The organism is Streptomyces sp. NPDC007808 (genome assembly GCF_042868655.1).
GTDB lineage: Bacteria > Actinomycetota > Actinomycetes > Streptomycetales > Streptomycetaceae > Streptomyces.
Genome location: NZ_JBIAEQ010000003.1, coordinates 256,616 through 278,679 on the forward strand (window position 1 = coordinate 256,616; position 22,064 = coordinate 278,679).

At 69.8% G+C, this 22,064-nt stretch carries 23 protein-coding genes and 1 riboswitch; of the genes, 9 read left to right on the forward strand and 14 right to left on the reverse strand.

What is annotated here, in order from left to right:
* Window positions 1-19 precede the first annotated feature (19 nt).
* Window positions 20-685 (forward strand): N-acetylmuramoyl-L-alanine amidase, encoded by a 666-nt coding sequence (locus tag ACFYNL_RS12925; protein ID WP_388801210.1) that lies wholly within the window; start codon window positions 20-22, stop codon window positions 683-685.
* Between the two features lie 4 nt (window positions 686-689).
* Here the strand turns inward: ACFYNL_RS12925 and ACFYNL_RS12930 are convergent, their stop codons facing one another.
* The 4 genes from ACFYNL_RS12930 to ACFYNL_RS12945 form a co-directional block, all read right to left on the reverse strand.
* Window positions 690-1,064, reverse strand: a complete 375-nt coding sequence (locus ACFYNL_RS12930) for a DUF1304 domain-containing protein (protein WP_388801213.1) — start codon at window positions 1,062-1,064, stop codon at window positions 690-692.
* 63 nt (window positions 1,065-1,127) lie between these two features.
* Window positions 1,128-2,303: a cysteine desulfurase family protein gene (locus ACFYNL_RS12935; RefSeq protein WP_388802674.1), complete on the reverse strand. Its 1,176-nt coding sequence runs from the start codon at window positions 2,301-2,303 to the stop codon at window positions 1,128-1,130.
* Window positions 2,304-2,423: 120 nt separating this feature from the next.
* Complete coding sequence (locus tag ACFYNL_RS12940; protein ID WP_388801216.1) at window positions 2,424-2,696, reverse strand: DUF4190 domain-containing protein; 273 nt, start codon at window positions 2,694-2,696, stop codon at window positions 2,424-2,426.
* A 43-nt stretch (window positions 2,697-2,739) separates the two neighbouring features.
* Window positions 2,740-2,892, reverse strand: a complete 153-nt coding sequence (locus ACFYNL_RS12945) for a hypothetical protein (protein ID WP_388801219.1) — start codon at window positions 2,890-2,892, stop codon at window positions 2,740-2,742.
* A 145-nt stretch (window positions 2,893-3,037) separates the two neighbouring features.
* Here ACFYNL_RS12945 and ACFYNL_RS12950 point away from each other — a divergent pair, with 145 nt between their 5' ends.
* A complete protein-coding gene (locus ACFYNL_RS12950) occupies window positions 3,038-3,664 on the forward strand; it encodes a TetR family transcriptional regulator (protein WP_388801222.1) in 627 nt (208 codons plus the stop codon).
* 130 nt (window positions 3,665-3,794) lie between these two features.
* Here ACFYNL_RS12950 and ACFYNL_RS12955 read toward each other — a convergent pair whose 3' ends face one another.
* Complete coding sequence (locus ACFYNL_RS12955; RefSeq protein ID WP_388801225.1) at window positions 3,795-4,658, reverse strand: thioesterase family protein; 864 nt, start codon at window positions 4,656-4,658, stop codon at window positions 3,795-3,797.
* Window positions 4,659-4,800: 142 nt separating this feature from the next.
* Between ACFYNL_RS12955 and ACFYNL_RS12960 the strand changes: the two genes are divergently transcribed.
* Window positions 4,801-6,039 (forward strand): alpha/beta hydrolase, encoded by a 1,239-nt coding sequence (locus ACFYNL_RS12960; RefSeq protein WP_388801227.1) that lies wholly within the window; start codon window positions 4,801-4,803, stop codon window positions 6,037-6,039.
* On the opposite strand, the gene ACFYNL_RS12965 is transcribed toward ACFYNL_RS12960, so the two are convergent.
* From ACFYNL_RS12965 to ACFYNL_RS13005, 9 genes are all read right to left on the reverse strand, one after another.
* Window positions 5,948-6,604 (reverse strand): trimeric intracellular cation channel family protein, encoded by a 657-nt coding sequence (locus ACFYNL_RS12965; RefSeq protein WP_388802676.1) that lies wholly within the window; start codon window positions 6,602-6,604, stop codon window positions 5,948-5,950. The genes ACFYNL_RS12960 and ACFYNL_RS12965 overlap by 92 nt on opposite strands.
* Before the next feature lie 70 nt (window positions 6,605-6,674).
* Window positions 6,675-8,081, reverse strand: a complete 1,407-nt coding sequence (locus ACFYNL_RS12970) for an ABC transporter ATP-binding protein (RefSeq protein WP_388801230.1) — start codon at window positions 8,079-8,081, stop codon at window positions 6,675-6,677.
* A complete protein-coding gene (locus ACFYNL_RS12975; protein ID WP_388801233.1) occupies window positions 8,078-9,169 on the reverse strand; it encodes an ABC transporter ATP-binding protein in 1,092 nt (363 codons plus the stop codon). Before ACFYNL_RS12975 ends, ACFYNL_RS12970 begins: the two co-directional genes overlap by 4 nt.
* Entirely contained in the window at window positions 9,166-10,173 is a 1,008-nt protein-coding gene (locus ACFYNL_RS12980) for an ABC transporter permease (protein ID WP_388801236.1), read from the reverse strand. Before ACFYNL_RS12980 ends, ACFYNL_RS12975 begins: the two co-directional genes overlap by 4 nt.
* Window positions 10,174-10,242: 69 nt before the next feature.
* Window positions 10,243-12,012: an ABC transporter substrate-binding protein gene (locus ACFYNL_RS12985; protein WP_388801238.1), complete on the reverse strand. Its 1,770-nt coding sequence runs from the start codon at window positions 12,010-12,012 to the stop codon at window positions 10,243-10,245.
* Window positions 12,013-12,049: 37 nt separating this feature from the next.
* A complete protein-coding gene (locus ACFYNL_RS12990; RefSeq protein ID WP_388801241.1) occupies window positions 12,050-13,048 on the reverse strand; it encodes an ABC transporter permease in 999 nt (332 codons plus the stop codon).
* Window positions 13,049-13,408: 360 nt separating this feature from the next.
* A complete protein-coding gene (locus tag ACFYNL_RS12995) occupies window positions 13,409-14,209 on the reverse strand; it encodes an enhanced serine sensitivity protein SseB C-terminal domain-containing protein (RefSeq protein WP_388801243.1) in 801 nt (266 codons plus the stop codon).
* Window positions 14,210-14,373: 164 nt separating this feature from the next.
* A complete protein-coding gene (locus ACFYNL_RS13000) occupies window positions 14,374-15,165 on the reverse strand; it encodes an enhanced serine sensitivity protein SseB (protein ID WP_388801246.1) in 792 nt (263 codons plus the stop codon).
* Window positions 15,166-15,245: 80 nt separating this feature from the next.
* Window positions 15,246-15,914, reverse strand: a complete 669-nt coding sequence (locus tag ACFYNL_RS13005; RefSeq protein ID WP_388801249.1) for an AAA family ATPase — start codon at window positions 15,912-15,914, stop codon at window positions 15,246-15,248.
* A gap of 220 nt (window positions 15,915-16,134) precedes the next feature.
* A riboswitch (glycine riboswitch) is annotated at window positions 16,135-16,233 on the forward strand.
* Between the two features lie 161 nt (window positions 16,234-16,394).
* Here ACFYNL_RS13005 and gcvT point away from each other — a divergent pair.
* The 6 genes from gcvT (at window position 16,395) to ACFYNL_RS13035 (ending at window position 22,023) form a co-directional block, all read left to right on the forward strand.
* Window positions 16,395-17,513: a glycine cleavage system aminomethyltransferase GcvT gene (gcvT, locus tag ACFYNL_RS13010; protein WP_388801253.1), complete on the forward strand. Its 1,119-nt coding sequence runs from the start codon at window positions 16,395-16,397 to the stop codon at window positions 17,511-17,513.
* 144 nt (window positions 17,514-17,657) lie between these two features.
* Window positions 17,658-18,035: a glycine cleavage system protein GcvH gene (gcvH, locus tag ACFYNL_RS13015; RefSeq protein WP_019759220.1), complete on the forward strand. Its 378-nt coding sequence runs from the start codon at window positions 17,658-17,660 to the stop codon at window positions 18,033-18,035.
* Window positions 18,036-18,060: 25 nt separating this feature from the next.
* Window positions 18,061-19,332, forward strand: a complete 1,272-nt coding sequence (glyA, locus tag ACFYNL_RS13020; protein ID WP_388802679.1) for a serine hydroxymethyltransferase — start codon at window positions 18,061-18,063, stop codon at window positions 19,330-19,332.
* A gap of 94 nt (window positions 19,333-19,426) precedes the next feature.
* Entirely contained in the window at window positions 19,427-20,794 is a 1,368-nt protein-coding gene (locus ACFYNL_RS13025) for an L-serine ammonia-lyase (RefSeq protein WP_388801256.1), read from the forward strand.
* 93 nt (window positions 20,795-20,887) lie between these two features.
* Window positions 20,888-21,445: a glycoside hydrolase family 25 protein gene (locus tag ACFYNL_RS13030; protein WP_388801258.1), complete on the forward strand. Its 558-nt coding sequence runs from the start codon at window positions 20,888-20,890 to the stop codon at window positions 21,443-21,445.
* A gap of 35 nt (window positions 21,446-21,480) precedes the next feature.
* Complete coding sequence (locus tag ACFYNL_RS13035; protein WP_388801260.1) at window positions 21,481-22,023, forward strand: MOSC domain-containing protein; 543 nt, start codon at window positions 21,481-21,483, stop codon at window positions 22,021-22,023.
* Window positions 22,024-22,064 lie beyond the last annotated feature (41 nt).

The window sequence follows — 22,064 nt, forward strand, 5'->3', positions numbered from 1 at the left end:
AGTATCCGTTGACGATCACATGGGACAGCGGAAGGCTCCGAAGGACGGCGACCGGAAGGTCGGGCGCCGCGCGTTGCTGATCGGTGGGACGGTGGCGGCGGCGGGCTCGGCCGTGCTGGCCCGCGACGAGCTCGCGCGGCTGTGGTGGCGGGTGCCCGGCGTGGAGAAGCCGCGCAAGGAGGGCGAGGTCGACCATGCCGGCGCGCGGTGGGTGGCGGCGTCGGAGGCGAACTGGAGAATGGCGGACCGCCCCGACGACTACGGCATAGACATGGTGATCATCCATGTCACCCAGGGCAGCTTCGACAGCGCCGTGAAGGTGTTCCAGGACCCGGAGCACGGTGCGGCCGCGCACTACATCGTCCGCAAGGACGGCCACGTCACGCAGATGATCCGCGAGCTGGACGTGGCGTACCACGCGGGCAACCGCGGCTACAACGAGCGCAGTGTGGGCATCGAGCACGAGGGCTTCGTGGACCGGCCGCAGGACCTCACGGACGAGATGTACGCGGCCTCGGCGCGGCTCACGGCCCGGATCTGCGCACGGTACGACATCCCCGTCGACCGCGAGCACATCATCGGGCACGTGGAGGTACCGGGGACCGACCACACGGATCCCGGGGAGCACTGGGACTGGGACCGGTACATGAAGCTCGTCCGGAAGGCTCGTACGGCACCGGCGTGAGCGGTCACCAGAGCGCGGCGACCAGGGCCACGGCGGGTGGGAGTCCCTGGCCGAGCGCTCCCCGCCACAGACGGGGGAAGGAGGCGGCGAAGACGAGCGCGGAGACGATCAGGAACGCGCAGAGGTAGACGACGAGGGTCCGGCCGACGGTGGTGTCGCCCGTCCGGAGGGCCACGACTGCGGCGACGAGGCCGAGTCCGAGGAGGATGTTGTACACCGCCACACCCGAGCGCCACAGGGTGACTTCAGGGGCGTCGGCGGTGGAGGTCGTCAGGAAGCGGCGGACCGCCGGACGGTCGTAGCAGAAGCGTTCCAGGATGCCGACGACGACATGCGTCAGCGCTGCGATGAGGGCGAAGACCTGCGTGACGAGGTTCACGGGCGGAGTGTCCGCCTGTGTCCGTCCCCGAGCAAGAGCGCGCGTCGGGACCGCGCGCGCCCCTTATGTCAGCCCCGCCGCCCGCGCCCGTTCCACCGCCGGGCCGATGGCCTTGGCGACGGCCTCGACGTCGGCCTCCGTGGAGGTGTGGCCGAGGGAGAAGCGGAGCGTGCCGCGGGCCAGGTCGGGGTCGGTGCCGGTGGCCAGGAGGACGTGGCTGGGCTGGGCGACGCCCGCCGTGCAGGCGGAGCCGGTGGAGCACTCGATTCCCTGGGCGTCCAGGAGCAGCAGCAGGGAGTCGCCCTCGCAGCCCGGGAACGTGAAGTGGGCGTTGGCGGGGAGGCGTCCGCCGGGTGCCGGGTCGCCGCCGAGGATCGCGTCCGGGACGGCCGTACGGACCGCCTCGACCAGGGCGTCGCGCAGGGCGCCGATCTCGGTGGCGAACCACTCGCGCTGTTCGGCGGCGAGGCGGCCGGCGACCGAGAAGGAGGCGATCGCGGGGACGTCGAGGGTGCCGGAGCGTACGTGCCGTTCCTGGCCTCCGCCGTGCAGCACGGGCACGGGGGCGTGGTCGCGTCCGAGGATCAGGGCGCCGATGCCGTACGGACCGCCGATCTTGTGGCCGGAGACCGTCATCGCGGCGAGCCCGGAGGCGGCGAAGTCGACGGGGACCTGACCGAAGGCCTGGACGGCGTCGGCGTGCAGGGGGACGCCGAACTCCGCGGCCACCTCGGCCAGTTCACGGACCGGCATGACCGTGCCGATCTCGTTGTTGGCCCACATCACGGTGGCCAGGGCGACGTCGTCGGGGTTGCGGGCGATGGCTTCGCGCAGGGCGTCGGGGTGGACACGGCCGTGGGTGTCGACCGGGAGGTACTCGATCGTGGCGCCCTCGTGTTCGCCGAGCCAGTGGACGGCGTCGAGGACGGCGTGGTGTTCGACGGGGCTGGCGAGGACGCGGGTGCGGCGGCCGGCCGGGGCGGCGTCGCGGCGGGACCAGAACAGGCCCTTGACCGCGAGGTTGTCGGCCTCGGTGCCGCCGGATGTGAAGACGACCTCGCTGGGGCGGGCGCCGAGCGCTTCCGCGAGGGTTTCGCGGGCCTCCTCGACGGATCGCCTCGCGCGACGGCCGGATGCGTGCAGGGAGGACGCGTTGCCGGTGATGCTCAGCTGGGCGGTCAGCGCCTCCGCCGCCTCCGGGAGCATGGGAGTCGTCGCGGCGTGGTCGAGGTAAGCCATGGTGGCCATGATTCTAGAGGGCGCCGGTAAGGGGGCCGGTGTCAAGGTCGGTCCGGGGTGCGGGTGGGCGGCGCCTGTGCGGGTGCGGCCCCGCGAGCCCATGAGTCCGTCAGGTCTGACCTAGAAGCTCCACGAGAGCGTGTTGTCCGCCTGCATGAAGGTGAACAGGACCACCAGGTCGGCCACCCCGAGGCCCATGCCCAGGTAGGCGCGGCCCTTGCGGTTGGTGCCTCGCCACAGCGCCACCGCGGCCAGGACGATGGCGAGCGGGCCGAGGAAGATGTTGAAGACGAGGAGGCCGACGAGGCCGAGGACGAAGGACGCCACGGCCATGCCGTCGGCATCGCGGGTGCGGGTGCGGGGACGAGCGGTGGCCGGTGCGGTGAGATGCATGGGTGCCAGCTCCTGAGAAGTCGGTTCGGTCCGGATCGCGGAGTCAGTGACGGCGCGCGTGGCGCTCGCGGGCGGCGAAGACGGCCAGCCACACCGCGATCACGGCGGCTGCGACGACGGTGAAGCCGAGCGGCGCATGAGCCACGGTGCCCAGCAGCACACCCAGCAGCAGCAGTGCGGCGACGAGGAACAGCATGAGATGGATCCCCCTCCGAGACCTCTCGCGTCGATCTCTCTCGTGACATTTCGGTGAACAGTTGTGGTAACAGTTGTTCACTGACTCCAAGTCTAGCGCGCCCCACGGCTTTTCAATTCCAGAGAACAGTTGTTAACTGCATGGTATGAGTCACACCCTCGGCATTCGGCAGGCCCAGAAACAGAAGACCCGACAGGCCCTCCTGGACGCGGCCTTGGGACTGCTGGAGGAACAGAGCCTGAGCAGCCTGGGCCTGCGCGAGGTCACCCGTGAGGTCGGCGTCGCCCCGACGGCCTTCTACCGGCACTTCCGCTCCACCGCCGACCTCGGCGTGGCCCTCGTCGAGGAGGCGCTCGGCAGCCTGCACCCGATGATCCGCACGATCGTTTCCTCGTCCGGGGACAGCGAGCAACGCATAGAGCGCGCCGTCGGGTTGATCGCCCAGCACGTCGCGACCCATCCCGCCCACGTGCGTTTCATCGCCCGCGAGCGGCATGGCGGGGTGCAGTCGGTGCGCGAGGCGATCCAGGACCAACTGGCCCGTTTCGCCGACGAGGTGAAGGTCGCGCTCACCAAGGACCCGGTCTCCGAAGGCTGGGACGACGACGACCTCCTCATGCTCGCCAACCTCTACGTCGACCAGATGCTGATGACGGCCTCCCTCTTCCTGGACGCCCTGGAGGAACCCGAAGAGGAGCGGCGGCGCGTCGCCCAGGTCGCGACCCGCCAGATGCGCCTGATCAACATCGGCCGGGAGCACTGGCTGAACTGAGTGCCCGTCACGCTCGGGTGTACGCCCGGCACGAGTGGCCACGACGCAGAAGGGCGGCACCCCCGCACCGGAGGTACCGCCCTGTCGTACGTACGGCGTCCCGCACCAGCCGCTGGTCGCCGCGCCGGGCTCAGCTCAGCCTCGCCCTCGCCAGCTGCCTCGACTGGGCCACCAGCCGGTCCGCGCTGTCCCAGACCTCGGCGTCCTCCTCCAGGAAGCCGCCCGCCAGGTTGCGGGTCGTGATCGACACCCGCAGCGGTCCGGGAGCCGGGCGGCAGCGCACGTGGACCGTCAGTTCCACCGTGGGGACCCAGCCGGAGATGCCGATCTCGAAGGCGGTGGGGGGCAGGGCGTCCACCGCGAGCAGCAGGGAGAGGGGGTCGGGGTCGCGGCCGTCCGCGAGGCCGAACCAGGCACGCATCTCGCCCTTGCCCGAAGGCTGTCCGAGCGCCCAGCCCAGGGTGGACGGGTCGAGCTTGAGCATCAGTCGGTCGGCGATCGCCGAACTGCCGGACACCGGGGCCGGTCCGTCCTCGGGACCGAAGCAGTGGTCCATCGGCGGGATCGCGGGCGGCTTCGCCGTCGTGCGCACGTCGTCGGGGAGGGAGTCCAGGTCGCCGTAGGAGGCGAGGACACGGATCCGCTCGACCTCACGGCCCTCCTCGTCGTACTGGAGGAGCGAGGCCTGGCCGGTCGACAGGGTCCGGCCCGTGCGCACCACGTCCGTGCGGACGACCGCCGGGCCCGGCTGGGAGGCGGTCAGGTAGTGCGCGGAGATGGTGAACGGGTCGCTGTGCGGCAGGGCGTCGGCGAGGGCGCGGCCGAGGACGGCCAGCAGGTAGCCGCCGTTGACGGCGCTGATGATGGTCCAGCCGGCCGAGAGGTCGATGTCGTAGACGCCGGGCGCGCGCCGGGTGAGCGCGGTGTCGCGGTCGAACTCGCTGTCGCCGATCGACGCTCGCGGGGCCGTCGGGGCGGAGGCTGCTTCTGGCATGGATGAACCGTACAACAGCTAACTACTAAGCGGTAGCTTTGGACGGGAAACCGCCGCCACCGGCGTTGAGACCTGCGCAACTTTTCGGTAAGTGTCCCCTCTCGCCCGAAACCCGGACCCCGATCTCCCCCTCTATGAGGACATGAGTCTCACCGGGGCCCCTTTCCTCTACACCCTCGTCGCGTTGTGCGTCGTCGCCGTCGTGCTGCCGCTGGTCCTCTGGTCGCGGATACGCGGTCCCAGAGTCGTGCGGGGCGCCACCCGGGTGCTGATGGTGCTGTTCGCCCAGGGCACGGCGGTCGCCCTGGTCTTCACCCTGGTCAACAACTCCAACCAGCTGTACGACAACTGGGGCGACCTGCTCGGCACCAGTGACCATGTGCACAAGGCGGCCGACCTCGGGACGAACGGCACCGGCGGGATCGCACTGGAGAAGCTGCCGAAGGTCCGGCAGGTCTTCAAGCCGGCCAAGGGACCGGGCATGCGAGAGGAGGGCGGGGTGCTCGTCACCCAGCTCAAGGGCCGGGTGTCCGGGGTGCACGCCGAGGTCAACGTCTGGCTGCCGCCGCAGTACCGCGACCCCGCCTACCGCGACCACAAGTTCCCGGTCGTCGAGGTGCTGCCCGGCTACCCCGGCTCGTCGAAGGCGTGGTTCGGGACCATGGACGCGACCCAGCAGCTCGCGCCGCTGATGCGCAGCGGGCAGATCGAGCCGTTCATCATCGTCTCGCCGCGCACCACGCTGCTGCCGGGCGTGGACACCGGCTGCGCGAACATCCCGGGCAAGGTGAACGCCGACAGCTGGCTCAGCGTCGACGTGCCGAAGATGGTCATGGACAACTTCCGGGCCCAGGCCGCGCCGGACGGCTGGGCGGTCGCCGGCTACTCGGCGGGCGCGCACTGCGCGGCGAAGCTCGCCGTCGCCCACCCGGACCGCTACCGGGCCGCGGTCAGCATGTCCGGCTACAACGACCCCGTCGCCGTACCGAACTCGCTGGCGGGGAAGACCCCGGCCCTGCGAGCCGCGAACAACCCCTACGAGCTGCTCGGCAAGTCCCGGGTGCCTCCGCGTGTCGCGCTCTACTTCTCCGGCCAGCCGAAGGACGGGTACGAGGCGGCCCTGGCCGTGCAGCGGATCGCGAAGGCGCCCACGACGGTGGACGTGGTGTTCATCCCGAGCAGCGCGGGCGGCCACACCATGGCGCTGTGGAAGCCGCAGGTGGTCCCGGCGTTCCGCTGGCTGACCGATGTGATGGGGACGGGCCATCGGGTCCGTACGGTGCCCGGGGCTACTCCTCTCGCACCGTCGACCGTCGGTTCCAGGCACGCGGAGCTCGCCAGTGGAACCGCATCGCCAGCAGCCGCAGCACGAAGGCCGTGACGGCCGCGAGCGTGCTGGTCAGCGGGGTGAGAGCGTCGTAGTGGATGCACAGCGCGACCATCGTGGCGCCGACGATCGCCGGGACCGCGTACAGGTCGCGGTCCCAGCGCAGCAGTGAGGGGACCTCGTTGGCCAGGACGTCGCGCAGCACACCGCCGCCGACGGCGGTCGCGAGGCCGAGGGTGGCGGATGCGGTGAGGTTCAGGCCGTAGTCGTACGCCTTGGTCGTCCCGGCGACGCAGAACAGGCCGAGGCCCGCCGCGTCGAAGACGTTGACGCCGGTCTGGATGCGCTCCACGTGCGGGTGGAGGAAGAAGACCAGGAGCGCGGCGAGCAGCGGGGTGAGGAAGTATCCGAGGTCCGTGAAGGCTGCCGGGGGCACGGCGCCGATGACGACGTCCCGGAACAGCCCGCCGCCCAGGGCGGTGACCTCGGCGAGGACGGCGATACCGAAGACGTCGAAGTTCTTGCGGACCGCCAGCAGGGCGCCCGAGATGGCGAAGACGAAAATGCCGATCAGGTCGAGCGTGTGCTGGACGGACGGGCTGAACAGTTGCTGGAGCACCCGTACATTCTCGCGCAGCAATCAGCCCCCGCCTTGCAAATGAAGGCGGGGGCTGTGCGGTGGTACATAGTTACGAGCCCTCGGAGTCCCGGCTCTTCTGCTCGGCGACCGCTTCCGGCTCCGTCGACGGGGCGTCGGCGGCGGGACCGGTGGAGTCGGTCGGCTCGTCGGCGGGGCCTTCGGTGCCGGCCGCGGGCACGTCGGGCGTCGTCCGGTCGCCGGGGCCGGTCGCCGGGGCCGCGTCTGCGGCCGGCGCCGGTTCCTGCGCCGGCTCCTCGGCCAGGGGTGTCTCCCCGGCTTCCGCCCCCGCCGGCTTCTCGTCGCCGGCACCCACCTTCGCCGCCACCGCCGCGGACGTCACCGCGGACTCGGCCAGGACCTCGTCGGCGACCAGTTCGGCCGCCTCCTTGGCCTCGGCGAGCAGGACCGTCTCCTGCGGGGCCTGGTCCTCGAAGTTCTCAGGGTGGTGGCAGGCAACGCGCTGGCCCGGCCTCAGCTCCAAGAGCTGCGGTTCCGTGGTCCGGCAGATCTCCGTCGCCTTCCAGCACCGGGTGTGGAAGCGGCAGCCGCTGGGCGGGGAGATCGGCGAGGGGACATCGCCGCGGAGCAGTATGCGTTCGCTCTTGGCACCCCGGCGCTTGGGGTCGGGGACCGGGACCGCCGACATCAGGGCCTTGGTGTACGGGTGCATCGGCGCCTCGTACAGCGAGGTGCGGTCGGCGAGCTCGACGATCTTGCCGAGGTACATCACCGCGATACGGTCCGAGACATGCCGTACGACGGACAGGTCGTGCGCGATGATCACGTACGTGAGGCCGAGTTCCTCCTGGAGGTCGTCCATGAGGTTGACGACCTGCGCCTGGATCGACACGTCCAGCGCCGAGACCGGCTCGTCGGCCACCACCAGCTTGGGCTTCAGTGCGAGCGCCCGCGCGATGCCGATGCGCTGGCGCTGGCCTCCGGAGAACTCGTGCGGGTAGCGGTTGTAGTGCTCGGGGCTCAGGCCCACCAGCTCCAGAAGCCGCTGGACCTCCTTCTTCACCCCGCCCTCCGGCTCGACACCCTGGAGGCGGAACGGCGCCGAGACGATGCCGCCGATGGTGTGCCGGGGGTTCAGGGAGCCGTACGGGTCCTGGAAGATCATCTGGATGTCCCGCCGCAGCGGACGCATCCCGGCCGTGTTCAGCCGCGTGATGTCCTTGCCCTCGAAGTGGATCGAGCCGCCGGTCGGGTCCTGGAGCCGGGTGATGACCCGCCCCATGGTCGACTTGCCGCAGCCCGACTCCCCGACCACACCGAGGGTCTCGCCCTTGCGCACCTCGAAGTCGATGCCGTCGACGGCCTTGACCGCGCCGACCTGACGCTGGAGCACGCCCTTGCGGATCGGGAAGTGCTTCTGCAGGCCCTCGACCTTGAGGAGCACCTCACGGTCGTCGACCGCCGCGGGCGCCTCGTCCGTCTTCTTCGTCTCACTCACAGCTTCGGCGCAATCTCTTCGGTCCAGATCCGCGTGCGGTCCTCCGGCGAGAGGTGGCAGGCGGAGAAGTGCCCGCCGCCGACCTGCTGGAGCTCCGGGCGCACGGTACGGGTGACATCGCCCTTGGGGACGTCCGCGTACGGGCAGCGGGGGTGGAAGGCGCAGCCCGAGGGGACGTTGATGAGGCTCGGCGGCTGGCCCTTGACGGGGATGAGCCGCTCGGAGGTCTCCCGGTCGATGCGCGGCATCGAACCGAGCAGGCCCCAGGTGTACGGGTGCTGCGGGCGCTCGAAGACGTCGTCGACCGAGCCGCGCTCCACGCACCGGCCGCCGTACATCACCAGGACGTCGTCGGCGATCTCGGCGACCACGCCGAGGTCGTGGGTGATGAGGACGACCGCGGAGCCGAACTCCTTCTGCAGGTCCCGGATGAGGTCGAGGATCTGCGCCTGGACGGTGACGTCGAGGGCGGTGGTCGGCTCGTCCGCGATGAGCAGTTCGGGGTTGTTGACGAGCGCCATGGCGATCATCGCGCGCTGGCGCATACCGCCGGAGAACTCGTGCGGGTAGTTGTCGACGCGCTTGTCCGGCTCGGGGATGCCGACCCGGTCGAGCATCTCGACGGCCCGCTTGCGCGCGGTCTTCTTGTTGACGTCGTGGTGGACCCGGTAGGCCTCCACGATCTGGTTGCCGATCGTGTAGTACGGGTGCATCGCGGACAGCGGGTCCTGGAAGATCATCGCCATCTCGCGGCCGCGCAGCCGGCGCACCTCGTCCGGGTCGGCGGAGACCAGTTCCTTGCCGCCGAGCCAGATCTCACCGGACATCTGCACGTTCTTGCCGCGCGCCCCGAGCCGGTGCAGGCCCATGATCGCCAGCGAGGTGACGGACTTGCCGGAGCCGGACTCACCGACGATGCAGAGGGTCTTGCCCTTCTCCACCTGGAAGGTGAGCCCGTCGACGGACTTGACCAGGCCGTCGTCGGTCGGGAAGTGCACCTTGAGGTCGCGGACCGCGAGGAAGGCGTCGGGTGCGTTCGAGGGCGAGGGTTCGCCCACGGCGGCGCCGGTCTTGGAGAGTTCGGTCACGAGAGCCTCACGCGCGGGTCGGCGGCGGCGTAGAGCAGGTCCACCAGGAGATTTGCGATCACGACGAAGAAGGCGGCGAGCAGGGTGACGCCGAGGATCGGGGGCAGGTCGTTGTCGGTGATGCCCTGCACCGCGTACTGACCGATGCCGGGCAGCGAGAAGACGGTCTCGGTGATCACGGCGCCGCCGAGCAGCAGACCCAGGTCCATGCCGAAGACGGTGATGATCGGGGTCAGCGCGGCCCGCAGCCCGTGCCGGGCCACGACCTTGCGCTCCCGCAGGCCCTTGGCGCGGGCCGTGCGGATGAAGTCCTCGTTCATCGTCTCCAGCATGCCCGAGCGGGTCAGCCGCGCGTAGATGGCGGAGTACAGCAGGGCGAGCGAACACCAGGCGGGGAAGAGGGTGTTGGCCCACTGCGCCGGATTCTCGGTGAACGGTACGTAGGTGCGGCCGAAGATCGGCCATTGGAAGGTGAAGAGCAGCAGCGCCAGGTTGCCCGTGAAGAACATGGGCAGCGAGACGCCGGCGAGGGCGACGCCCATGAAGGTGCGGTCGAAGAAGCTGCGGGGCTTGAGCGCGGAGATCACGCCGATCAGCACACCGGACACCAGCCACAGCACGGCGGCGCCGGCGGCCAGCGAGAGGGTCACCGGAAGGCGGGAGGTGAGCTGCGGCCACACCTCGACGTGGTTCTTGAAGGAGTAGCCGAAGCACGGCGCGTTGCACTGCGTCGTGGTGGGGCCCAGGTCGTAGGTGGCGCCGGCCACGATCCCCTTGATGAAGTGCCAGTACTGGACGTACAGGGGCTGGTCCAGACCGAGGTTCTGCTTGACCGCGGCGATGTCTGCCTTCGTCGGGCTCTTTCCGATGTACTGCTGCGCGAGCTGGTCGGCGGTCTGGCCGGCGAGCCGTGGCAGCAGGAAGAAGATCGCGAAGGTGACCGCGGTGACGACCAGCAGCAGGATCACTGCCGCGACCGTCCGACGGAGGATGTACGAGATCACGGGGACCGGCGCCGGTGCCCGTGGGCCGCGAAGCCCACGGGCACCAAAGCCTTCACCTGCCTTCCGGGGCTACTTCTTGGTCGTGCCGATGTTGAGGTAGTCGTACTGACCGCTGAAGGCCGCCGTGGACACCAGGTTGGTGAAGTTGGCCGGACGGTACAGCAGGACCTTGAAGTAGGTCAGCGGGACGAGGGCCGCCTGGTCCATCGCACGCTTGTCGATCTGCGCGTACAGGCTGTTGCGCTGGGCCTCGTCCTCGGTGGCGATGGCCTTCTCCAGCATCTCGTTGATCTGCTTGTCGTCGATGTACGAGAGGTTGGTGTTGCCGGACGCGCCGATCGCGTCACCGTGCAGGATCTGCTGCAGGAAGCCGTAGCCGGACGGCCAGTCGGCACCCCACTGCATCATGTGCAGACCGATGTTCTGCTTCTTGTCGAACTCCGGCACACCCGCGTAGTCGGTGAAGTACTTGCCCGACGGGTACTGCTTGAGGGTGGCGTCGATGCCGGCCTTCTTCAGCGAGGCGATGATCGCGGTGGCCGCGTCGATCTCCTGCGGGCGGTCGCTGCGCGCCGAGATGTTGGTCTTGATGCTCGACTTGCCGCAGGCCTTCAGCTGCTCCTTGGCCTTGGCGACGTCACCCTTGTGGTCCTTGGTGGCGTAGGCGTCGGCCTTCTCGTAGCCGGGGATGTCCGGCGGCAGGACGGTGGTGGCGATGTCACCGCGGATCGGGCCGCCCTCGGCGGTCTGCACGGAGACCTTGTCGATGGCGTACTGGACGGCCTTGCGGCACTCGACCTTGTCGAACGGCGCGACCTGCGTGTTGATCGCCATGTAGACCAGGCGGCCGCCGTAGGTGTTGTCCGTGTTGGCCTTCAGCGCGGCGTCGTTGACGACCTTCGCCTGGGTCGCGGCCTGGACACCGGTGCCGCCGAGGTCGATCGCGGTACCGGCCTGGACGTCCTGGTCGATGGTCTCGGAGTTGACCTTCAGCTTGACGACGATCTTGTCCGGGTACTGCTTGCGCAGCGGGTCCGTCTTGGCGTCCCAGTTCTCGTTGCGCACGAGGACGGCCTGCTTGCCCTCGTCGTAGCTCTCGAACTTGTACGAGCCCGAGGACACGATGTTCTTGACGTAGTCGATGCCCTTGTCCTTGGCCTTGGGCACCGGAGCCGTCTGCGGCGTCGCGACCAGGTAGTCGAACTCCTGGAAGGCACGGTTGAGCTTGAAGACGATCGTGGTGTCGTCCGGCGTCTCGATGGACGCGAGGCCCTTGCCGCTCTTGTCCTTGTACGGGCCCTTGTACTTGTCGCCGCCCTCCAGGAACTGCTGGAAGTAGTTCGGGCCGAGGGAGAGCACGTCACGCGCGAAGTTGGAGCGCTCGACGGCGTACTTGACGTCCTTCGAGGTGATCGGCGTGCCGTCCTCGTACTTCAGGCCCGAACGCAGCTTGTACGTCCAGGTCTTGCCGCCGTCGCTGGGCTCACCGGGGCTCGCCGCGAGGTCCGGGACCAGCTCGTTGCCGGCCTCGCCCGCGGCGGGCTTGAAGGTCATCAGCGGGCGGGCGTAGAGCCGGCTGAGGTTGTACATGTACGCGTAGTACGTGTTGCCGGGGTCGAAGGAGTCCGGCACGTCCGAGTACTCGTACGTGACCGTGCCCCCCTTCTGGGTGGAGGCGTTGACGACACCCTTGGTCGCTGCGTTGGCCCCAGCCGACTTGTTTCCGTTCTCACTGCCGTCATCGGCTTTGCTGCATGCCGAGAGCAGCAGGCTCGCACTGCCGAGAGCCGCAACCGCGGCCAGCGTTGACCTTCGCATGATGGTCCGCTTCCCCTCCATTGTTGGAAATCTTTTGGACTCGCTCCGCGGCCGCGGGTCAGCGGCTGCGCGGGTCGAGAGCGTCACGGAGACCGTCGCCGAGCAGGTTGAACGCCAGCACGGTCACGAAGATGGCCAGACCAGGCACGATCATGAACTGCGGGTCGACCTGGTAGTAGTCGACCGCCTGGTTGATCATGCCGCCCCAGGACGCCTGCGGGGGCTGGATGCCGACGCCGAGGAAGCTCAGGGACGCCTCGAAGAGGATGTTGGTCGGGATGAGCAGCGTCGAGTAGACGATGATCGGGCCGACGAGGTTCGGCAGCAGCTCCCGGAAGAGGATGTACGGCCCCTTGGCCCCCATCCCCCGCGAGGCGTCGACGAACTCCCGCTCACGCAGGGCCAGTGTCTGGCCCCGCACGATACGGCCCAGGTAGGGCCAGTTGAAGAAGCCGATGACGAAGATCAGCACCGTGATGTGCAGCGGCAGGCCCTCCAGCCCGAAGGCACCGCCCTGCAGGGTGGCCGAGATGGCGATGGCGAACAGCAGGAGAGGGAACGCCAGGAAGGTGTCCATCAGCCGGCTGATGATCGTGTCGACCCGGCCGCCGTAGTAGCCGGCGACCACGCCGAGGACCGCGCCGATCGTGTTGGACAGGATCGTGGCGCCGAAGGCGACGACCAGCGAGACCCAGGAGCCCTCCAGGATGCGGGTGGCGATGTCGCGGCCGAACTTCGGCTCGACACCGAGCGGGTGCTCCCAGCTCATACCGCCGAAGTCACCCTTGGGCAGCGAGGTGTTGGGGTCGATCAGGTCCTGGTTCAGGGCGTTCGGGTCCAGTCCGAACAGCGCCTGGATGGGCCGCGACAGCACGGCCAGCAGGATCAGAAGGATCACGATGATCCCTCCGGCGACCGCCACCTTGTCCTTCTTGAAGCGGGTCCAGGCGATCTGCCCCAGAGACCGACCCTCGATCTGCTTGGACTCGACCCCCGCGAGCACGGCCTCGGGCTGGGCCTCGGCCTGCGATCCGGTGGTCTCGATCGGTGCCGTCACTTTGCGCTTGACCCCTCTCGGCCGGCTGTTGCCGACCCCCTGGCTGCCGCTGTAGCGGTTGCTTCCACTCGTGCACGGGACCGACCGGCCCGTGTCTTGCGGGGAGTCTTCAACGCTTTGGCGATCAGTCGCCAGAGCTGGCAGGGAAAGGATGCGCAACCGTGATGCTGTCTGAGGAGTTCCGTTATCCGAACAGAAGGTCACGCCCGCCGGACGCGCGCCAGTCGGGGCGTATGCGGGCGGACCGGGACCTTCCGATCGCATCTACGCGCGGAGATCTGCCTGCGAAACCACCGTCCGCCAGCCTTCGGACCTGTGAGAATCGGCCTGCGACCGATCAGTAGGGTAACGCGTGAGTGATCAGTAACGGCCCTGCGCCGGTGGGTAGCCGTAACCGGACGCCGGAGCCTGCGCGGGAGCGGCGGCGTGCGCCTCGCGGTCGTAGAACGGTCGGGTGTTCGCGCGCATCCACAGGGCGACCGGGTCGTCCTCGTCGGACATCGCGACGGTCGACACGGGCAGTCCGTCGGGGACCGCGCCGATCGACTGCGACATCATCGAGCGCACCGAGTCCACGGCCTGCGGGCTGGTGTCGTACACGTCGAGACCGATGGCGAGATACGGGGCGCCGAGCGCCGGCTGCACCCAGGCGCGGCGCAGCGCGCGCACGGCCGGGGTGCGGTGGGCGTTCTGCGCGAGCAGGGCGTAGAACTGCGGGATCTCGATGCCGGGTTCCGACAGCCGCAGCGGGCCGGCGGGCTGGCGGTCCAGGCCGGTGGCGATGCGGCGCAGGTCGAGCCACGGGATGCCGACGCCGCCGCCCGGGGCGTGCGGGTTGAGCCAGAGGCCGTAGTGGTCCGGGTAGAGGGTGCGGGCGACGTCGACGCCGTCGACCACTTCGTAGGAGCGGTTCCAGCCGCTGGCCGACAACTCCTGGGCGGAGGTGACGCAGGGGGCGTAGCCGTAGCCGTCGACCTCCATGTTCCCGTACTGGGCGTCCGGGGAGCCGGCCTGGCCGTGCCACAGCAGCATCCAGACCTGGCCGGAGGACGGCGTCGCGAGCGCGCGCAGGAGGGCCTCGTAGGCGTCGTAGCGCCCGGGGGTCACCTGGCGCAGCATGTGCTCGACCTGACCGGTCGAGGTTGTGCCGCTCGCGCTCACCTTTTACCGCCCCTTCGGGAAATTTTGGCTGTGGGCCCAGCTTAGGCGCTCCACCGGGAGAACCGTTGAGAGCTCGGGACTTGATGTGGTCTGCCGTCTGCGGGTGCGTCGTGGCCGGTCGCGCAGGTCCCCGCGCCCCGCCGGGGCGCTCGCCTGCGCGGCGCTCAGAAGTCCCGCTGGTAGAAGGGGCGGACCTGCCGGCGCATCCAGTCGATCACCGGGTCCTGGGCCACGTCCAGCAGCACCAGGTTGACCGGCCACCGGACCGGGCTGCGGCCCAGCGCGCGGGCGACGGCGTCCATGGGGGCCGCGCGCAGGTCGCCCTCCCAGTGGGCGAGTTCGACACCTATGAACATCACCGGGGTGGCCGTCTCGATCGTCGCCAGGCAGCGGCGGGCCGTGGTGACCACACCGGTGGCGGCGAACTCGGCCGAGGCGGCCGCGAGGAAGTCGACCGGGTCGTCCTGCCAGTCCGGCTCGTAGAGCTTGACGCGGCCTCCGGAGGCGACGCCGTCCAGGGGCGTGCGGCCCGCCCGGCACAGCTCGGCCACCGCCGCCGGGGGCAGGGGGACGCCGACCACGCCGTCCGGGTTGACGGCGATTCCCACCTGCGGGGGCAGACCGCGGGCGAACTCCACGGCGGGGGCGACGGCGAAGGACATGTGGGATCCGACGACCTGGCGGAACTGCTCCTCGGAGCTGAAGACCGGGACGTAGGCCTGGCCGCCGATCTCCAGCGTGGGCAGGTCGAGCGGGCCGCTGTGCGGGCCGCCGCCGCCCGGCAGGGGCACCCAGACGAAGCTGCGGCCCAGCACCTCGATGATCCGGCCGCCCGCCGTGGGCAGCCCGAGGGAGGCCGAGAGCACCTCCTCCAGCTCGTTGCCGGGCCAGCCGCCGTGCGGGTGGAGGTGTGTCTGTGCCGGGAAGTCCGCGGGGAGATCCGCTGGGATGTCCATCTGTCCGACCGCCTGCTGTGAACTTTCGTCTGTGGACCGAAAGGCTAGCCGGTGGCCGGCCCGCGCACGGATACGGCCGGTCAGCCGGTGAAGGCGATCCTGCGCAAGGTGTCCGCCGCCTCCCGGTCGATCAGCACCGCCGCGCCGCAGCCCCGGGGCAGGTGGCCCTTCTCGACCGAGCGCAGCAGCCGCGCGGCAGCCGTGCGGTGACGCAGGAAGGCGTAGCGGGAGACGCCCCGCCCCCGCTCGCGCTGGCCCTCAAGGGCCGTGTCCGGGGCGACGTCGAGCAGCAGCATGTGCAGGGTTCCGCCGCGCCGCCGGGCCTCCCGGGCCAGCCAGCCCCGCACCCAGGCCTGGGTGCCGCAGTCGTGCACGACGACGCCCTCGCCGGAGCGCAGGGCGCGGCGCAGTCCGGCGTAGTGCGCGAGGCGGACCAGGGGGCGGTAGACGGCATAGGGGAGGAAGCCGGGCATCCGGGCCTCCCAGCGGTCCCGGACGTCCTGGGAGTCGATACGGATGCCCTTCACCGTCCGCCGCATCAGCGTGGACTTGCCGCTGCCGGGCAGGCCCGTGATCACGACGAGGTCCTCGGGGGCGAAGAGCAGGGCGTGCGGGCTGTGGCCGGCGCGCTCCCGCAGATCGCGGACCACGGAGGCCGGGCGCGCCTCGCACGCCCCCCGGGCCGAGGTCGTGGGCTGCTTCGGCAGCGCGAGGCCCGAGGTCGTGGCGTACGCCGTCGTCCTGTCCACCGTGATCGTCCTCCCCTGGGGCGGTTCACGAGTCCCGTCCCCGTCGAGTGTAAAGAGAAGGTAATGCCCGGTGTCTCTCGTTTCAGTCCTCTTACAGCAACAAGCCTGCTACAGGGTGCTGTGTACGCCTGTGTACTCGCCGCGGCCCCTGTGAACCACCCCCCTGACGCAGTGCGGGGATGCGTGCAATGATGTCCGCGCCAACTGCATACCGGCCGTTTGAATCCGCGCGGGAGAGTCCCTGGCAGTGCATCGCCGGGGCGCCGAAGGAGCAAGTCCCTCCCTTGAATCTCTCAGGCCCCGTTACCGCGCGGGCGAGGCACATCTGAAAAGCGGGCCGCACCCCCCTCGTCGAGGGCGGGCGCCGCCCCACCCAAGGTGCAAGCCATGGACCCCCGCGGGTCATGGCGAACCTCTCAGGTTCCGATGACAGATGGGGAGGACCGACCTCGCCCTCACGCATCTGGGAGACGACCGACCGTGAGCAGTACGCCACTCCGTCACACCGCGCTCGATGCCCTGCATCGCTCGCTCGGCGCGACGATGACCGACTTCGCCGGCTGGGACATGCCCCTGCGCTACGGCTCCGAGCGCGACGAGCACATCGCCGTGCGGACGAAGGCCGGGATCTTCGACCTCTCCCACATGGGCGAGATCACCGTCACCGGTCCGCAGGCCGCCGCCTTCCTGAACCACGCCCTGGTCGGCAACATCGCCTCCGTGGGTGTCGGCCGCGCCCGCTACACCATGATCTGCCGGGCCGACGGCGGCATCCTCGACGACCTGATCGTCTACCGGCTCGCCGAGAGCGAGTACATGGTCGTCGCCAACGCCTCCAACGCCCAGATCGTGCTGGACGCGCTGACCGAGCGGGTGGCCGGCTTCGACGCCGAGGTCCGCGACGACCGGGACGCGTACGCGCTCATCGCCGTCCAGGGCCCCGAGTCCCCCGGCATCCTGAAGTCGCTGACCGACGCCGACCTCGACGGCCTGAAGTACTACGCCGGACTGCCCGGCACCGTCGCCGGCGTGCCCGCCCTGATCGCCCGCACCGGCTACACCGGTGAGGACGGCTTCGAGCTGTTCGTGAAGCCGGAGCACGCCGTCGAGCTGTGGCAGGCACTGACCAAGGCGGGCGAGGGCGTCGGCCTGGTCCCCTGCGGTCTGTCCTGCCGGGACACGCTGCGCCTCGAAGCGGGCATGCCGCTGTACGGCCATGAGCTGTCGACCTCGCTCACGCCCTTCGACGCCGGGCTCGGCCGGGTGGTGAAGTTCGAGAAGGAGGGCGACTTCGTGGGGCGCGAGGCCCTGGAGCGGGCCGCCTCCCGTGCCGCGGAGAACCCGCCGCGCGTCCTCGTCGGCCTGGTCGCCGAGGGGCGTCGGGTGCCGCGGGCCGGGTACCCGGTCGTCGCCGGCGGCGAGGTCGTCGGCGAGGTCACCTCCGGCGCCCCCTCCCCCACGCTGGGCAAGCCGATCGCGATGGCGTACGTCGACGCGGCCCACTCGGCGCCGGGTACGGCCGGGGTCGGCGTGGACATCCGCGGCAGCCATGAGCCGTACGAGGTCGTGGCGCTGCCCTTCTACAAGCGGCAGAAGTAGACACTTGGCCGGAAGCAGAGACCGGCCGCACAGCAGTCACCGACAGCGACCCGTGCGTGACCTCGCGCACGTTTGCGCTGCTCATCCGGGTTTCCAGCACACCCCATTCCGCATCCCTCCCGCGCGTACAGGAGAATTCAGGCCATGAGCAACCCCCAGCAGCTGCGCTACAGCAAGGAGCACGAGTGGCTGTCGACCGCCGAGGACGGCGTCGCGACGGTCGGCATCACCGAGTTCGCGGCGAACGCGCTCGGCGATGTCGTCTACGCCCAGCTCCCCGAGGTCGGCTCGACCGTGACCGCGGGTGACACCTGCGGCGAGCTGGAGTCGACCAAGTCGGTGTCGGACCTGTACTCCCCGGTCACCGGTGAGATCACCGAGATCAACGAGGACGTGGTGAACGACCCGGCGCTGGTGAACTCCGCCCCCTTCGAGGGCGGCTGGCTGTTCAAGGTACGCGTCACGGAGGAGCCGGCCGACCTGCTCTCCGCCGACGAGTACGACGCCCACACCGCCGGCTGAGGAGTCGTAGCCCCTTATGACTGAGATGTCTGACAAGTCGCTTCTGAACACGCCCCTGCACGAGCTCGACCCGGCCGTCGCCGCCGCGCTCGACGCCGAGCTGGAGCGCCAGCAGTCCACCCTGGAGATGATCGCCTCCGAGAACTTCGCGCCGATCGCGGTCATGGAGGCCCAGGGCTCGGTCCTGACCAACAAGTACGCCGAGGGCTACCCCGGCCGGCGCTACTACGGCGGCTGCGAGCACGTCGACGTCGCCGAGCAGATCGCGATCGACCGGGTCAAGGAGCTGTTCGGCGCCGAGTACGCCAACGTCCAGCCGCACTCGGGCGCCTCCGCGAACCAGGCCGCCCTGTTCGCCCTGGCCCAGCCCGGTGACACGATCCTCGGCCTGGACCTGGCCCACGGCGGCCACCTCACCCACGGCATGCGGCTGAATTTCTCCGGCAAGCAGTTCAACGTGGTCGCGTACCACGTGGACGACGCCGGTCTCGTCGACATGGCCGAGGTCGAGCGGCTCGCCAAGGAGCACCGGCCGAAGGTGATCATCGCCGGCTGGTCGGCGTACCCGCGGCAGCTGGACTTCGCCGAGTTCCGGCGGATCGCCGACGAGGTCGAGGCGTACCTGTGGGTCGACATGGCCCACTTCGCGGGCCTGGTGGCGGCCGGCCTGCACCCGAACCCGGTGCAGTACGCGGACGTCGTCACCTCCACCACCCACAAGACGCTGGGCGGCCCGCGCGGCGGCATCATCCTCGCGAAGAAGGACTTCGCGAAGAAGCTGAACTCGTCCGTCTTCCCGGGCTTCCAGGGCGGCCCCCTGGAGCACGTGATCGCGGCCAAGGCGGTCTCCTTCAAGGTCGCCGCGAGCGAGGAGTTCAAGGAGCGCCAGCGCCGTACGGTGGAGGGTGCGAAGATCCTCGCCGAGCGGCTGACCGCCGCCGACGCCCGTGCGGCGGGGGTGAACGTGCTCTCCGGGGGCACCGACGTGCACCTGCTCCTGGTCGACCTGCGCGAGTCCGAGCTGGACGGCCAGCAGGCCGAGGACCGTCTCCACGAGGTCGGCATCACGGTCAACCGCAACGCGGTCCCGAACGACCCGCGCCCGCCGATGGTGACGTCGGGGCTGCGCATCGGTACGCCCGCCCTGGCGACCCGCGGCTTCACCGCCGAGGACTTCGCCGAGGTCGCGGACGTGATCGCCGAGACGCTCAAGCCGTCCTACGACGCCGAGTCGCTCAGGGCCCGGGTCAGGGCGCTGGCCGACAAGCACCCGCTGTACCCCGGTCTGAACAAGTAGTTCCTTTCCGTGGGGTGTCCCGCACACTGGTCGGTGAGCGGGCGGGGCACCCCGTGGAAGCCCTTCTGCACCACCCCGTATTGAGGAGTTCCCCGTGGCCATCTCGGTCTTCGACCTGTTCTCGATCGGCATCGGCCCGTCGAGCTCCCACACGGTCGGCCCGATGCGGGCGGCCCGCATGTTCGCCCGCCGCCTGCGCAACGAGGACCTGCTGCCCTCCGTCGCGTCCGTCCGCTGCGAGCTGTACGGCTCGCTCGGCGCGACCGGCCACGGCCACGGCACCCCGAAGGCGGTGCTGCTGGGCCTGGAGGGGGCCTCCCCGCGGACGGTGGACGTGGAGTCGGCCGACGAGCGCGTCGAGGCCATCAAGGCGGAGGGCCGGATCCGGCTGCTCGGCGAGCACGAGATCCCGTTCTCCTTCGACGACGACCTGGTCCTGCACCGCCGCAAGGCGCTCCCCTACCACGCGAACGGCATGACCCTGTGGGCGTACGACGCCTCCGGGGCTGAGCTGGTGTCGAAGACGTACTACTCGGTGGGCGGCGGCTTCGTCGTCGACGAGGACGCGATGGGCGCGGACCGGATCAAGCTCGACGACACGGTGCTGAAGTACCCCTTCCGCACGGGTGACGAGCTGCTGCGGCTGACGCAGGAGACCGGCCTGTCGATCTCCGCGCTGATGCTGGAGAACGAGCGCGCATGGCGCACGGAGGAGGAGATCCGCGAGGGTCTGCTGGAGATCTGGCGGGTGATGCAGGCGTGCGTGTCGCGCGGCATGTCCCGCGAGGGCATCCTGCCGGGCGGTCTGAAGGTCCGCCGCCGGGCCGCGAACACCGCGCGCAAGCTGCGCTCCGAGGGCGATCCGAAGGCCCTGGCCATGGAGTGGATCACGCTCTACGCGATGGCCGTGAACGAGGAGAACGCGGCGGGCGGGCGCGTGGTGACCGCCCCGACGAACGGTGCCGCGGGCATCATCCCGGCCGTGCTGCACTACTACATCAACTTCGTGCCGGGCGCCGACGAGGAGGGCGTCGTCCGCTTCCTGCTGGCGGCCGGCGCGATCGGCATGCTCTTCAAGGAGAACGCGTCCATCTCCGGCGCCGAGGTCGGCTGCCAGGGCGAGGTGGGCTCGGCCTGCTCGATGGCGGCGGGCGCGCTGGCCGAGGTGCTCGGCGGTTCCCCGGAGCAGGTCGAGAACGCCGCCGAGATCGGCATGGAGCACAACCTGGGCCTGACCTGCGACCCGGTCGGCGGCCTCGTCCAGATCCCGTGCATCGAGCGCAACGGCATGGCCGCGGTGAAGGCGGTCACGGCGGCGCGGATGGCGATGCGGGGGGACGGCTCGCACAAGGTGTCCCTGGACAAGGTCATCAAGACCATGAAGGACACGGGCGCCGACATGTCGGTGAAGTACAAGGAGACGGCGCGCGGAGGTCTTGCGGTCAACATCATCGAATGTTGACGATTCCACATCAGGGACGCCTCAAAGGTGCCAAGGTGGGACATACATCGGACCCGACTCCTGCCCCCCACCGGCACGTCAGGGAGTTCCCCCATGCTGCGCGGCATCGACGTGAGTGCGTACCAGTCCTCGTCCTACGACACCGACGGCCTCTCCTTCGTCTTCATCAAGGCGACGGAGGGCCGCTCGTACATCAACCCCAAACTCGCCGCCCAGACCGAGCGCGCCCGCGACGCCGGACTGGTGGTCGGCTTCTACCACTTCCTGTGGCCCGGCAACCTGTCGGCCCAGGCGGACTACTTCGTCGCACACGCCCCGGACAGGCCGGGTGACATCCTCGCCGTGGACTGGGAGACGACGAGCGACGGGACGCACGCGAGCAACGCCGAGAAGGACCTCTTCATCCGGAAGGTGAAGGAGAGACGGCCCGGCAATCCGGTGGTTCTGTACGCCAACCGCCACTACTGGCTCGACGTCGACAGGACCTCGTACGCGGGTGACGGGCTCTGGATCGCCGACTACGTGGCCGCCGGCAAACCCCGCATCCGGGCGAAGTGGCGCTTCCACCAGTACACGGACGACCCCTTGGACAAGAACGTGGCGGATTTCCCCAGCAAGGCGGCGCTGCGCGAGTGGGCCGAGAACGTCTGACGGTTCGATCACCTAGCGAGGGAGCAGATTTCGGCATGGGTGCATCTGTCGCCGCGGTCAGCAGCAACGGGACGTACTCGTTCACCAAGCCGAACCGGGAGAGCATCACGCTCGTCGCCGGGTTCGGGGTGGAAGGGGACGTGCATGCCGGTGAGACCGTGAAGCACCGGTTCCGGATGCGGAAGGACCCCTCGCAGCCGAATCTGCGGCAGGTGCACCTCATGCACGCGGAGTTGTTCGACGAGGTGCGTGCGGCCGGGTTCGAGGTCGCGGCCGGGGAGTTGGGGGAGAACGTCACCACCCGGGGGATCGATCTGCTGGGCCTGCCCACCGGGACCCGGCTGAGGCTCGGGGACGAGGCCGTGGTGGAGGTGACCGGGCTGCGCAATCCCTGCGCTCAGATCGACGGCTTCCGCAAGGGGCTGATGCGGCAGGTCGTCGAACGGGACGCCGAGGGCGGCGTGCGGTTCAAGGCCGGGATCATGAGTGTGGTCGTCGAGGGGGGTGTGGTGCGGGCCGGGGACCCGGTCCGCATCGAGCTGCCGGACGGACCGCACCGGCCGCTGGAGGTCGTGTGAGCGAGCGCCCCCGATGACGAAGGGGCGCCCGTGGCCCGCGC